The 13,118-nt window shown below is 69.8% G+C and carries 13 protein-coding genes; 7 read left to right on the forward strand and 6 right to left on the reverse strand.

Features of this window, described 5'->3' with window-relative positions:
- Positions 1 to 85: 85 nt before the first annotated feature.
- The gene (locus ACIBVN_RS15330) at positions 86 to 397 is read right to left on the reverse strand and encodes a serine hydrolase (protein WP_397136636.1); all 312 of its coding nucleotides are present in this window, start codon (positions 395 to 397) and stop codon (positions 86 to 88) included.
- A gap of 224 nt (positions 398 to 621) precedes the next feature.
- Here ACIBVN_RS15330 and ACIBVN_RS15335 point away from each other — a divergent pair, with 224 nt between their 5' ends.
- From ACIBVN_RS15335 to ACIBVN_RS15355, 5 genes are all read left to right on the forward strand, one after another.
- The gene (locus ACIBVN_RS15335) at positions 622 to 1,017 is read left to right on the forward strand and encodes a GntR family transcriptional regulator (protein WP_397137226.1); all 396 of its coding nucleotides are present in this window, start codon (positions 622 to 624) and stop codon (positions 1,015 to 1,017) included.
- 64 nt (positions 1,018 to 1,081) lie between these two features.
- A complete protein-coding gene (locus tag ACIBVN_RS15340; protein WP_397136638.1) occupies positions 1,082 to 1,972 on the forward strand; it encodes an ABC transporter ATP-binding protein in 891 nt (296 codons plus the stop codon).
- Positions 1,969 to 3,021, forward strand: a complete 1,053-nt coding sequence (locus ACIBVN_RS15345; protein ID WP_397136640.1) for an ABC transporter permease — start codon at positions 1,969 to 1,971, stop codon at positions 3,019 to 3,021. Before ACIBVN_RS15340 ends, ACIBVN_RS15345 begins: the two co-directional genes overlap by 4 nt.
- Positions 3,018 to 4,436, forward strand: a complete 1,419-nt coding sequence (locus tag ACIBVN_RS15350) for a S41 family peptidase (RefSeq protein ID WP_397136642.1) — start codon at positions 3,018 to 3,020, stop codon at positions 4,434 to 4,436. The genes ACIBVN_RS15345 and ACIBVN_RS15350 overlap by 4 nt, the downstream gene beginning before the upstream one ends.
- A 12-nt stretch (positions 4,437 to 4,448) precedes the next feature.
- Positions 4,449 to 5,603 (forward strand): alpha/beta hydrolase family protein, encoded by a 1,155-nt coding sequence (locus ACIBVN_RS15355; RefSeq protein WP_397136644.1) that lies wholly within the window; start codon positions 4,449 to 4,451, stop codon positions 5,601 to 5,603.
- 60 nt (positions 5,604 to 5,663) lie between these two features.
- Here the strand turns inward: ACIBVN_RS15355 and ACIBVN_RS15360 are convergent, their stop codons facing one another.
- The gene (locus ACIBVN_RS15360; protein ID WP_397136646.1) at positions 5,664 to 6,395 is read right to left on the reverse strand and encodes a TetR/AcrR family transcriptional regulator; all 732 of its coding nucleotides are present in this window, start codon (positions 6,393 to 6,395) and stop codon (positions 5,664 to 5,666) included.
- Positions 6,396 to 6,495: 100 nt separating this feature from the next.
- On the opposite strand from ACIBVN_RS15360, the gene ACIBVN_RS15365 reads away from it, so the two are divergent.
- Together ACIBVN_RS15365 and ilvD are read left to right on the forward strand one after the other, a co-directional pair.
- Positions 6,496 to 7,716, forward strand: a complete 1,221-nt coding sequence (locus tag ACIBVN_RS15365) for a saccharopine dehydrogenase family protein (protein ID WP_397136648.1) — start codon at positions 6,496 to 6,498, stop codon at positions 7,714 to 7,716.
- 49 nt (positions 7,717 to 7,765) lie between these two features.
- Positions 7,766 to 9,415 carry a dihydroxy-acid dehydratase gene (gene ilvD / locus ACIBVN_RS15370; RefSeq protein WP_397136650.1) on the forward strand — a complete coding sequence of 550 codons (1,650 nt, stop codon included), beginning with the start codon at positions 7,766 to 7,768 and terminating at the stop codon, positions 9,413 to 9,415.
- A 206-nt stretch (positions 9,416 to 9,621) separates the two neighbouring features.
- Here ilvD and ACIBVN_RS15375 read toward each other — a convergent pair whose 3' ends face one another.
- From ACIBVN_RS15375 to ACIBVN_RS15390, 4 genes are all read right to left on the reverse strand, one after another.
- The gene (locus ACIBVN_RS15375; RefSeq protein ID WP_397136652.1) at positions 9,622 to 10,068 is read right to left on the reverse strand and encodes a hypothetical protein; all 447 of its coding nucleotides are present in this window, start codon (positions 10,066 to 10,068) and stop codon (positions 9,622 to 9,624) included.
- 151 nt (positions 10,069 to 10,219) lie between these two features.
- Positions 10,220 to 10,606 carry an STAS domain-containing protein gene (locus tag ACIBVN_RS15380; protein ID WP_349449477.1) on the reverse strand — a complete coding sequence of 129 codons (387 nt, stop codon included), beginning with the start codon at positions 10,604 to 10,606 and terminating at the stop codon, positions 10,220 to 10,222.
- A gap of 41 nt (positions 10,607 to 10,647) precedes the next feature.
- Positions 10,648 to 11,625, reverse strand: a complete 978-nt coding sequence (locus tag ACIBVN_RS15385; RefSeq protein ID WP_397136654.1) for a phosphotriesterase — start codon at positions 11,623 to 11,625, stop codon at positions 10,648 to 10,650.
- Between the two features lie 59 nt (positions 11,626 to 11,684).
- The gene (locus ACIBVN_RS15390; protein WP_397136656.1) at positions 11,685 to 13,097 is read right to left on the reverse strand and encodes a methionine--tRNA ligase; all 1,413 of its coding nucleotides are present in this window, start codon (positions 13,095 to 13,097) and stop codon (positions 11,685 to 11,687) included.
- Positions 13,098 to 13,118 lie beyond the last annotated feature (21 nt).

Genomic DNA, 13,118 nt, shown 5'->3' on the forward strand with positions numbered 1-13,118 from the left:
GCGTCAACGTCTTGTGGGCACTCCTGCGCGACAACCGGACTTATCAACCCACACCTCCCCTCACCATCGCTGCTTGACAATCGGATTAAGAGTCGATGGCCTGGTAGAGGGTGGTCCAGAAGTCGTGGATGGCCCGCGCCGAATCCGGGGTCGACATGCCGGTCTGGGTGAGCAGGATGCCGACGAGCTGGTGGTGCGGGTCGGCGTAGACGGTGGTGCCGCTGCCGCCGTCCCAGCCGAACTGGCCGACGGGCGCGTAGTCGCCGCGGTACGTACGCACCGCCATGCCGAAGCCCCAGCCGCCGTGCTGCCCCAGGCCGTACGCCCGATGGACGGAGTCGCGGCCGAAGGCCTCCCGGGCGGCCAGTTGCTCGGGCGTGAGACGGTTGGTGGTCATCAGCTCGACGGCGGCCCTGGACAGGATCCGTTCGCCGTCGTGGATCCCGCCGTTGAGCAGTGCCGCTGCAGCTCACCATGGGCAAGACCCGCCACAAGAACCCCCGCACCGCCATGCGCTACGTCTTCTCTCGTACTTGGTCTCCCCCCCGCTGGCCGCTTTCTTAACCGGCTCCATATATGCAAGCATCTAAAGTACTAGAGAACTAGATAAATGGAGATATGGTGATCGAGTTCCATCTGGATGCGAAGTCCGGCCTCTCGCCGTACCTGCAGCTGGTCCAGCAAGTACGACATGCGCTACGGCTCGGCCTGCTGCGCGAGGGCGACCAGCTCCCGACCGTCAAGGAGGTCGTGGCGCAGTTGGCGATCAACCCCAACACCGTCCTCAAGGCCTACCGGGAACTCGAGCACGAGGGTCTGGTCGCCGCCCGGCCGGGGGTGGGGACGTTCGTGACGGCGACGCTCACCGACACTTCGCTGGCCGCGCACGGCCCGCTGCGGCTGGAGCTGCAGCGCTGGCTGGCCAAGGCCCGACGGGCCGGCCTCGACGACGAAAGCATCGAGGCCCTCTTCATGACCACCTTTCGGAACACCGCCGCTCAGGAGGACATAGCGTGACCGAGCGAAGCGAGGGCACCAATAGGCACAGCACTCAAGCCATGAAAGCTCCGAAGGAGCTCTCATGACTTCTGTCCTGCAGGCCCAGGGACTGGGCAAGAAATACGGCAAGCGCTGGGCGCTGCGCGAGTGCACCATCGACATCCCGGCGGGCCACGTCGTCGGGTTAGTGGGCCCCAACGGAGCCGGTAAGACCACGCTGCTGAAGATGGCCAGCGGCCAGCTGGAACCGACGGCGGGTGGCATCGCCGTGCTGGGCGGCCGGCCGGGAAGCACGCCCGCGCAGCTGGCCAAGGTCGGGTTCGTCGCCCAGGACACCCCCGTCTACGGGGGGCTGACCGTCGCCGAGCACCTGCGGCTGGGAGCGCGGCTCAACCTCCGCTGGGACGACGCCATGGCGCGGGATCGGATCGCGCGGCTCGGTCTCGCCCTCGACCATCGGGCAGGCAAGCTGTCCGGTGGCCAGCGCGCCCAGCTCGCCCTCACCCTGGGCCTGGCCAAGCGGCCCGAGCTGCTGATCCTGGACGAGCCCGTGGCCTCGCTCGACCCGCTCGCCCGCCGGGAGTTCCTGCAGGGACTGATGGAGGCCACGGTCGAGCACGAGTTCAGCGTGGTGCTCTCCTCCCACCTGGTCTCCGACCTGGAACGGGTCTGCGACTTCCTGATCGTGCTCGTCGACTCCCGCGTCCAGGTGGCCGGGGAGACCGACAAGCTGCTGGCCACCCACCACCGGCTCACCGGCCCGCGCCGCGATCCCGACCGGCTGCCCGCTGACCAGCATGTGATCTCCGCGCGCCACACCGACCGGCAGAGCACGTTCGTGATCCGTACCGACGCCCCGATCCACGACCCCGCCTGGACGGTCACCCAGCTCAGCCTGGAGGACCTCGTCCTGGCCTACATGGACAAGCGCACCGCCGAGAACCGGCGCGTCGCACTGGAGGTGCAGCGATGATCTGGCTGACCTGGCGCCAGCTCCGCGGCTCGGCCGCGATGCTGGCCGCCCTGCTCGTCATCCTCGCCACCGCCCTGGCCCTGACCGGCCCGGACCTGGCCTCCGACTACTCCACCGGTATCGCCGCCTGCACTCAGGACGACACCTGCGGCCGCTTCTACGACCGGTTCTTCGGCGAGTACGACATGCCCTTCATGGCCGTCAGCCTCATCGTGCTGCTCCTGCCCGCTGTCGTCGGGCTCTTCTGGGGAGCACCGTTGATCACTCGCGAGCTGGAGACCGGGACGCACCTGCTGGTGTGGAACCAGAGCATCACCCGGGGCCGCTGGCTGGCGGTCAAACTCGGGTTCACCGGCCTGGTAGCCATGGCCGCCGCCTGCCTGTGCGGCCTCGCGGTGACCTGGTGGTCCGATCCCCTGGACAAGTCGGCCCCGGGCGACTTGGCCTTGATGGCTCCCCTGGTGTTCGGCGCGCGCGGCATCGCCCCGATGGGGTATGCGGCGTTCGCCTTCGTCCTGGGCGTGACCGTGGGCATGCTGGTGCGCCGCACGCTGCCCGCAATGGCCCTCACGCTGGCCGTCTTCTCCGCGATCCAGCTCGCCATGCCGCTGCTGGTCCGGCCCCACCTGATGCCCCCGGTCACCTCGACCTTCGAGCTCAGCGAGACGAACGTGGACGGCATCGGCATAAACCGTGATCAAGGCGGACATGTGGAGATTCGCCTGAATGCGGCTGTTCCCGGCCACGCGGGCGCCTGGGTCCTGTCCAGCGATCTCGTCGGTCCGTCCGGACGTCCGATCGCCGGTCCCGAGCCCGGAAGCGGGATCGTCCAGGTCTCGACGACGTCGGGACCCTGCGCACCGTCGTCGTCGGCAGAGATGGGCGCGTGCACGACGGAGATCAACCGGCTCGGCTACCGGCAGAAGGCGACCTACCAGCCCCTTGAGCGCTTCTGGCCGTTCCAGTGGATCGAGACCGGGATCTACGCCCTGCTCACCCTCGGCCTCACGTGGTTCTGCTTCTGGTGGATACGGAAGCGCCTGTCATGACCTTGATCAGAACCGCGGCCGCCGGGCTCGCCCTCCTCCTGGCGGCGGCCTGCACGGCGCCGACGCCGCCGCGCAGCGAGGCGAGCGCGGCAGCCGGTACGGCCTGCGCGCGGCCCCAGGGACCGGCCGGGGCGGAGACGGCCACCACGATCGACGTCATCGAGCAGGCGTACTCCTGCATCCTCGGCACCTACTACAGCGGCGCCACCCTGGACGCCCGCGCACTGCTGACCGCCGGATTCGTCGCCCTGACCCAGGAGCTCAACCGCAACGGGCGCGACGTGCCCGAGGCCACCATGCCGGCGCTGACCGGCGACCGCAAAGCCGACTGGACCGCTTTCGAGACCGCCTACAGGAAGACCACCGATCAGGTCCCCGACCTGCGGGAGAGACTGGCCGTCGTCACTCTCGAGGCGATCGTGGCCGCCCTCGGCGACAATCACGCCCGCTGGGCGCACGACGTCAAAAGGCCGCCTGACTACTACGACGGTGACGGCTACGGCCTGGGCCTTGAGGCGAACGTCAACGGTCCGCAGGTGGACGGCAATCCCGGCGTCGCGCTCCCCCCGCTGTTCGTCACCACTGTCCAGGGTGGCGCGGCGCAGGCCGCCGGACTACGCCCGGGCGACATCATCGAATCGATCAACGAATCGGCACCCTTCATCGACGGGAAGGCCACCCCAGCGATCGCCGGCCTCTACCCGCGATACCCGGAGGCGCGCCCGGTCCGGCTGCGGCTTCTGCGGCAGACCACCGGCCGCCGCTGGGCCGTGACGCTCAAGCCCGGCCTCTACCAGCGGGATCTGGCCGCCCTGCAAGTGGTGCAGTCGAAGCTGCTGGACGACGGCATCGCCTATGTACGGATGCGCGGGTTCGCTCCCGACTCCGCGGACCGGGTTCTCCAGGCGATCTCCAGGCTGCGCACCGGCCGCACCCTCACCGGCGTCGTGCTGGACCTGCGCGGCAACGGCGGCGGCCATCCCACCGAGGCGATCCGGCTGGTGAGCGCGTTCGTCCACGACAAGGCCACCGCCTACCTGTGCACCGTGGACGGCAAGTGCGAAGCCATGCGGACCGACGACACCGTCGAGCTGGTCAACCTGCCGCTGGCAGTGCTCACCGACCGCAGCTGCGCCTCGGCGTGCGAGCACTTCAGCTCCGCGATCAAAGACCTGCGCGCGGGCCGGCTGGTCGGCACCAGGACCGCCGGGGTCATCTCCGGCCCGGCGCAGCCGTACCTGCTCAGCAACAACACCACGCTGGGCTTCCCCACCAGGCACCACCTGGGGCCCAATCGCGAGGTGATCGACCGGATCGGCGTGTCCCCCGACCACTACGTGCCCCAGACCCCCGAGGACGCGGCCGCCGGGCGCGACCCCGCCCTGGCCAAGGCCCTGACCTTGCTGCACAAGTGAATGGACCTCACCATGAGACAGATCCTGGCAGTCGCCGCGGGACTGGTCCTCCTCGCCGCATCGGCCTGCTCCCCACCCACGCCGCCCCGGTCCGCCACCCCGTCGGCCACCCCGACCGGCCCCGCCACCCTGCCCACCCCCACCGGCGCCCATCCGGTCGGCACCACCGCCCTGTATCTGAAGGACGCCTCCCGCCCCGATCCCTGGAACCTCGACGTCGAAGCCAGGGAGCTCAAGGTCACCCTGTGGTATCCGACCAGACAGCGGGACGGGCAGCGGGCGCCGTACATGACGCCGAAGGAATCGGAGCTCGCCATGAGGCGCTATGGGATCGCAGGCGTCCCGGACGACACGCTGAGCAAGACGCGCACGAACGCCATCAAAGACGCCGAACCCACGGGGCGCAAGCTTCCGCTGGTGGTGCTCTCCCCTGGGTTCACCAATCCGATGAGCACGCTCACGTCCCTGGCCGAGGATCTGGCCAGCCGCGGGTACGTCGTGGCCGGCATCGACCACACCTACGAGAGCTACGCCACGACCTTGGCCGACGGGCGGGTCGCCGAATGCCTCGCGTGCGACAGCGACACCGACCCGGGCTTCGGCACGGGGGTGGTCCAGGGCCGGGCGGCCGACGTCTCCTTCGTACTCGACCGGCTGCCATCGAAGTGGGACGGTTCCGGCCTGATCGACCGCTCCAGAATCGCGATGGTCGGCCAGTCGATCGGCGGGGCCAGCGCCGTGGCGGCCATGGTGAAGGACCCTCGGATACGTGCCGGGATCGACATGGACGGCAGCACCTACGCCCGGATCCCCAAGAGCGGGTTCTCCCGGCCGTTCATGTTCCTGGGCTCGGCGCAGCACGTCCCCGGAGGCCGCGACACTTCGTGGGACCGCGACTGGAAGCTGCTGACCGGGTGGAAGCGCTGGCTCGTGCTGTCGGGCGCGGAGCACCAGTCCTTCACCGACGGCCCGCTCCTCGCGGGCGCCCTCGGCATCAGGACCCCCGCCGGCGTCCTGCCCGCGGCGCGCGGCGCCGAGCTCACCCGCACGTACGTGGCGGCCTTCCTCGACCAGCACCTGAAGTCGCAGCGGCAGCCCCTCCTGGACAAGCCGTCATCGCGCTACTCCGAAGTCAAGTTCTGCCCTGCGGGCTGCGGTCAATCCTGAGGGCAGGAGACCTCGAACCGGGCGAAGCGGATGAGGTCCAGCCGTTGGCGAAGACGCAGATCAAGGCCCTGTTCGCCGAGGCTCATGGAGAGCACCGCCCTTGAGCTGCCCGGACGCGCTGGACAGGAGCATGTCCAGGGCCGTCGGGTAGGCGCTGTCGTTCATCTGGGCCACCAGCAGCGGCGCCGTCGCGGCGATGTTCGGGTGGGTACGGGCGGGCAGCCGGGCGTACGTGGCGCGCCACACCTCCTCATCGCCCTCTCGCGCGGCCTTCGGCAGGGCCAGCGTGGCGGCGTCCAGGATGGCGAAGGCCAGGCTCTGGTCGATGAACGCGTGATAGATCCGTACCGCGTCCGCGTCCGCGAACCCGGCCCCGCGCAGGATGCCGAGGATGGTCTCGTCACCGGCTACCTCGTTCGGCCGGCCGGTGACCCGGCTGGCGGTCAGCAGCGCGGCCTGCGGGTGCGTCAGGTACGCGTGGTGGATGCGAAGGCCCAATTCGCGCAGGTCGGCGCGCCAGTCGCCCTGGGGCCGCCAGTCGGCCATCGCCGTGCCGAACAGCTCGTCGGCGATCGCCAGGACCAGGTCGTCCATGCCGCGGAAATAGCGGTAGACCGTGCTGGCGTCGGCGCCCAGGGCGAGGCCGAGGCGGCGGGCGGTCAGCCCGGCGGCCCCGTGCTCGCGGAGCATGCGCAGGGCGGTCTCCACGATGAGCTGGTGGGTGAGGACCTGCCCCTGCTTGGTGGGACGTCGCCGCCTGCGCGCCGCCTCCGGCACCACCCGTTTGGCCATCCGTGTATCCCTCCTTATGCCAACGCCATTGACGTTGATGAGCCTATCGGGATTGGATGCACGAAACCCCCCGAAAGCATCCAAAAGGGGCTTATTTGTCATGCGTATTCTTCTCATCGGAGCCAGCGGCGTAGGAACCGCCGTCACCCGCATCGCCGCGCGCCGCCCGTTCTTCGACCACATGGTCGTCGCCGACTACGACCTGTCCCGAGCCAAGGCGGCCGTCGCCGCGCTGGGTGAGCGGGCGGGCAGGTTCACCCCGGCCAAGATCGACGCCGCCGACCCGGCCGCGGTCGTCGCGCTGCTGGAAGAGCACCGGTGCGACGTGCTCCTGAACGCCACCGACCCGCGTTACGTGCTCCCGCTGTTCGACGCGGCGCTCGCGGCCGACGCCGACTACCTCGACATGGCGATGTCGATGTCCAGGCCGCACCCGGACCGCCCGTACGAGGAGGTGGGGGTCAAGCTGGGCGACGACCAGTTCGCCCGCGACGGCGAGTGGGCGGCGAAGGGCCGGCTGGCGCTGGTCGGCATGGGCGTGGAGCCCGGCCTGGCCGACGTCTTCGCCCGGTACGCCGCCGACGAGCTGTTCGACGAGATCGAGGAGATCGGCATCAGGGACGGCGCCAACCTGACCGTCGACGGCTACGAGTTCGCCCCGTCGTTCAACATCTGGACCACCATCGAGGAGTGCCTCAACCCGCCGGTCATCTACGAGAAGGACCGCGGCTGGTACACCACGGAGCCGTTCAGCGAGCCCGAGGTCTTCGACTTCCCCGACGGGATCGGCCCCGTGGAGTGCGTGAACGTCGAGCACGAGGAGGTGGTGCTCGTGCCGAGGTGGATCCCGGCCCAGCGGGTGACGTTCAAGTACGGCCTCGGCGAGGACTTCATCGGCAAGCTCAAGACCCTGCGCGCGCTCGGCGTGGACAGCACCGAGCCGGTCGCCGTCAGGACCGACGACGGCACCGCCAGAGTCTCCCCGCGCGACGTGGTCGCCGCCGTGCTGCCCGACCCGGCGGGCCTCGGCGACCGCATGCGCGGCAAGACCTGCGCCGGCACCTGGGTGAAGGGCGTCAAGGACGGGCGGCCGCGCGAGGTGTACCTGTACCACGTGGTGGACAACCAGTGGTCGATGCGCGAGTACGGCTCCCAGGCGGTGGTCTGGCAGACCGCCGTGAACCCGGTCGTCGCCCTGGAGCTGCTGGCGAACGGGCTGTGGAAGGGCGCGGGCGTGCTGGGGCCCGAGGCGTTCGAGCCGCGCCCGTTCCTTGACCTCCTCGTCGAGTACGGCTCCCCCTGGCAGATGCGCGAGCAGTAGGCGCTGGGATCATTGAGGGGCAACAACCGGCACGACGAAGGACTGCGCCTTGAGCATCGCCGACGACCCCGACCGCGCACCAGCCCGCTCCCACCTGTACGCCATGGGCTGGTCGGAGGAGGACATGCGCCGCCCCGTGGTCGGCATCGCCTCCACCTGGACCGGCACCATGCCCTGCAACCTCAACCACCGCGAGCTGGCCGCCCACGTCGCCGAGGGGGTGCGTGCGGCGGGCGGCACGCCGATGGAGTTCAACACGATCGCCGTCTCCGACAACCTCACCATGCACACCCCCGGCATGCGCGCGTCGCTGGTCAGCCGCGAGGTCATCGCCGACTCGATCGAGCTCATGGGCCGCGCCCACGGCTTCGACGCGCTGGTGGCCATCGTGGGCTGCGACAAGACCGTGCCCGCCGGGATCATGGCGCTCGCCCGCCTGGACGTGCCCTCCGTCGTCCTCTACAGCGGCAGCATGATGCCCGGCAGGTGGCGCGGGCGGGACGTCACCATCCAGGACATGTGGGAGGCGCTCGGCGAGCGCGCGGTCGGCCGCCTCGACCAGGCGGAGCTGGACGATCTGGCCAGACACGCCTGCCCGGGCGCCGGCACCTGCGCCGCCCAGTACACCGCCAACACCATGGGCAGCGTCGCCGACTTCCTCGGGCTGGCGCCGTTCGGCGTGGGCGACATCCCCGCGGTGGCCGAGGAGAAGAACGCCGCGGCCCGGCGGGTCGGCGAGATCGCCATGGAGGCGCTGGCCCGTGACGCCCGCCCCTCGCGGGTGCTCACCGAGGACGCCCTGCACAACGCGATCGTCTCGGTCGCGGCCATGGGCGGCTCCACCAACGCCGTCCTGCATCTGCTGGCCATCGCCCGCGAGGCCGGGCTGTCGCTGCGCATCGACGAGATCGGCGAGGTGTGCCGCCAGGTCCCGATCATCACCGGGCTCAAGCCGAGCGGCGGCGACCACACGGCCCTCGACCTGTGGCGGGCCGGCGGCACCTCGCTGGTGGTGCGCCGCCTGCTGGAGGCCGGGCTGCTGCGCGAGAACGTCACGCTGGTGGACGGCCGCACGCTGGCCGAGGTCGCCGCGGACGCAGAGGAGACGCCGGGGCAGCAGGTGGTGGCGAGCGTGGCGGAGCCGTTCAAGCCGCGCGGCGCGCTGGCCATCCTGCGGGGCTCGCTCGCGCCCGACGGCTGCGTGCTCAAGCTGGGCGGCAAGGACGACTTCCGCCACGAGGGCCCGGCCAAGGTGTTCGACTCGGAGAACGACTGCTACGTCGCCATCCAGGAGGGGCTCATCGTGCCCGGCGACGTCATCGTCCTGCGTTACGAGGGCCCCGCGGGCGGTCCAGGCATGCGCGAGATGCTCTCGATCACCGGCCCGCTCGTCGGCCGCGGTCTCGGGTCCTCGGTGGCCCTGGTCACCGACGGGCGCTTCAGCGGGGTCTCGCACGGGCGGGTGATCGGGCACGTGGCGCCCGAGGCGTACCATGGCGGGCCGATCGCGCTGGTGCGCGACGGCGACACGATCGTCATCGACAGCGCGGCGGAGACGATCGAGCTGGTGGTGCCGGAGGAGGAGCTGGAGCTGCGCCGGGCCTCGTGGAAGCGGCTCGACAGGGAGGTCGAGCGAGGGGTGCTGACCAAGTACATGGCGACCGTGGCCTCCGCCTCGGACGGCGCGGTGACGGCCTGAGCGGGATCGAGCAGCTGATCGGGGCCGCTATGCTGCGCAGAGACGTTCGCCGGACCCGCAGAAGGAGACTTACGCGATGTACAAGGAGTTCGCTGTCGAGGCCGTGATGTGGCTCGTCCCGGTCGCGGTGCTGATCGGGGTGGCACTCCTCGTCACCGCCTGAGCCAGGGGCCTAGCCGGGGGTCGGCCCGGCCCCTGGCGGTCACTCAGCCGTAATACCTGTACGACACGTAGGTGCTGGCGTACGGCCTGAATGAGGCGTAGCCGTCCAGCGTGTTGTTCCACATCTGCGTCAGCGTCGCGGTGCGCACGGTGCAGGAGGCCCAGCGGACCCCGTAGGGGCGGATGGTGCCCACGTAGTCATAGCACGACCCGGCTTTCCTGCCGTTGACCTTGAGCCGCGCGTTGAGCTTGACCTGGTAGAGCCTCTTGCCCGACCGGTTCTTGATCCGGACCTTGATCGAGCAGGTGTCCTTGCACCGGCCGAAGTAGATCCTGGTGCGGATGAGCTGAGCACTGGTCGTGGCGGTCGTCGCCTTCGTCGCCGCCGTGACGCTCGTCGATGCCCCCGCGGTGGCCGCGCCGGCGGGTGCCGCCATCAGCGTGGTCGCGGTCGCCGCCACTAAGACCGTGCCGGCAAGGCGCTTGATCATTTTGCCCCCTGTTACAAGGAACAGCCGCTCCCCCCTATCGGCAGCGGCTCGTACTTGTCCGACTACTATCAGGAAAGCGGCAATGCCACCCTTTCGCCGCGAAGATCCGATACGAAACGGTTATCCGCTTATATCGGGCTTATCCCGTGAGCTACTCGGTGTACGGCGGCGCGGCGTCGGTGTCGTTGAGCTCGGCGATGGCCAGCTCGGCCGTGCTGCGGATGTCGAAGAACTTGTCGAGCGCGGTGATCGCGAACAGGTGCTTGCACCTGCCGTTCAGCCCCGACAGCAGCAGCCGGCCGCCCGAGGCGGTGACCGCCTTGTGCAGGTAGACCAGCACGGACAGGCCGGAGGAGTCGCAGACGCTGACGGCCTGCATGTCGATGACGAGCATCGGAGGCTGGGTGAGATCGAGAGCCTTGGTGACGCGGTCGCGAACCTCCGCCGCGGACCCGAAGTCGAAATCCCCCGTCAGCCGCGCGATGACGCAGGGTCCCTGGAGTCCGAGGCTTATCGACAAGGCCTGCTCCGAAGTCACCCAGCTCCACCTACCCGCGTTGCTCGTCCGATCTGACTACCTTACGAGAAGTAGCGCTTCGGGTTGAACACCAGCATCTGCTCAATCTGGTCATCGGTCACACCCGAGTCCAGCAGTGCGGCCAAGACGTCGTCGTGAATGTGATCGTAGCGCCAGTTGGGTGCGAGCGTTGAGCGGGCCTCGTCCCAGGCGCCGCCGAAGTAGTCCATGAAGCAGGCGGTGTCGTGGCTGAGGACCATGCGGTCGGCGTATCCGTGCTGGCAGAGCGCCGCCACCGTGGCCACGCGCTGCGCGGTCGGGTTGTTGACGTCCAGCCCGAACCGGTCCATCCCGAGCGTCGCGCCGGTGTCGGCCATGCGCATGAGGTAGTCGAGGTCGTTGCTGTCGCCCGCGTGCCCGACGATCACCTTCGCCAGGTCGACGCCTTCCTTGGCGAACAGGTCGAGCGCGATCAGGCCGCTCTGCGTGAAGGCGTTCGTGTGGACGGTGATCGGCGCGCCGGTACGCAGGTGCGCCTGCGCGACGGCCCGGCAGATGCGCTCGACGCCGGGCGTCAGGCCCTTCTGCTCGACCACGCACTTCAGGAACGCGGCCTTCACGCCGGTGTCGGCGATGCCCTCGGTGAGATCGCGTACGAAGTCGTCGATCATCGGGTCCGGCATGTCGAGGAGCAGGCCGGGGCCGCGGTGCTCGTACTGGTGTGGCAGCTCCTCGAAGGCGTAGATGCCGGTCGCGACGATGATGTTCAGGCCGGGCACCTGCTCGGCGATGCGCTGGATGCGCGGGATGTACCGGCCGAGCCCCCACACCGTCGGGTCGACGATCGTCCGCACCCCCTTCGCGACCACCGCGTTGAGCGTGGCGACCGCGTCCGCCACGCGGTACTCCTCGTCCCACCAAGCACCTTTGCCGTAGTTGTCCAGGTGCTCGGTGGACAGGACGAACACGTGCTCGTGCATGAGCGTCTGCCCGAGCTGGTCAACGTCCACAGGTCCGCGAACGGTGTCGACAGTGGGCATGAGCGCCTCCATACCGACTGGTCTGCAGGCGCTCAACGTAGGCTCGTCCACGACCTGCGTCAACCACCTGCCCCGGCACGGGCGAGCCGCCGGAACAGCGGCTCGGGCCTCGGCAGCCGCTCACCGCGCACCGCCGCGGCCACGCGCGCCGCCGCGGTCGGCAGGAAGGGCTCGAGCTGTACGGCCAGCTCCCGGCACGCGTGCACCAGTGTCCCCAGCGAGACCTCCTGCTGGGCCCGCGTCTGCCGCCACGGCTGGGTGCGCTCGACGTACTTGTTGGCCTCCTCGACGATCGCCCACACGGCCACCGCCGCCCGGCGGAAGTCGAACGCCTCCAGCGCCTCGTCCACCTGCACGTCGGCGAGCGCCTCCCCGGCAGGGGGCACGTGGCCGTCCAGGAAGCGATGGACCATGGTGGCGACCCGGTTGACCAGGTTCCCCAGGCCGTTGGCCAGGTCTTCGTCGGCCCTGGCGACCAGCCGTTCCTCGGTGAAGTCGGCGTCGCCCACGCGCGGCACCTCGCGCAGCAGCCACCACCGCACGGCGTCGACCCCGTACGCGTCCACGAGCGCCAGAGGATCGGCCGTGTTGCCCGCAGACTTGCTGATCTTGCGACCGTCCACGGTGAGGTAGTCGTGCACGAAGATCCCCGTGGGCAGCGGCTCGCCCGCGGACAGGAGCATCGCGGGCCAGTACACCGCGTGGAACCTGATCACTCCCTTGCCCATCAGGTGCACCTTGCGCGGCTCGGAGACCCACCAGCGGTCGTAGTCGTCACCTTCCAGCGCGGTGATGTAGTTGGCCAGCGCGTCCCACCACACGTAGACCACCTGGCTCGGGTCGCCGGGCACCGGGATGCCCCAGCCGCGCGCCCGGGCGGCGGACCGCGAGATGCTGATGTCGTCCAGGCCCGCCTCGATGAACGCCAGCACCTCGTTCCGCCGCGCGACCGGCTCGATCCTGAGCCGTCCTGAGCGGATGAGCTCGCTCAGCGCGTCCTGGTACCGGGACAGGCGGAAGAACCAGTTCTCCTCGGACACGTGCTGCAGCGGCGCCGCATGCCCTTCGGGGCAGGGGCCCTCCGGGTAGAACTGCTCGCAGCCCACGCAGTAGAGCCCCTCGTAATGCCGCTGGTAGAGGTCGTCTCTCGTGGCCTGCCAGATCCGCTCGACCCCGGCGCGGTGCCCGGGGTGGGCGCTCGTCCGGATGAACGAGTCGAACGACAGGTCCAGCGGCCCCCGCAGGCCCTCGAACGCGGCCGCGTTCCGGTCCACCAGCTCCCGCACCGGCACGCCCTCCGCCTCGGCGGCCAGCACGTTCTTGAGCGAGTTGTCGTCGGTGCCCGTCTGGAACCGCACCGGCTCGCCCCGCCGCCGATGGTGCCTGGCCAGCACGTCGGCCTGCACCAGCTCCAGGGCGTGCCCGAGGTGGGGGCGGGCGTTCACATAGGGGATGGTCGTCGTGATGTACATCGGTTGCCTCCAAAGGGCCCC

Origin of the sequence: Nonomuraea sp. NPDC049400 (assembly GCF_044466425.1) — a bacterium.
GTDB lineage: Bacteria > Actinomycetota > Actinomycetes > Streptosporangiales > Streptosporangiaceae > Nonomuraea.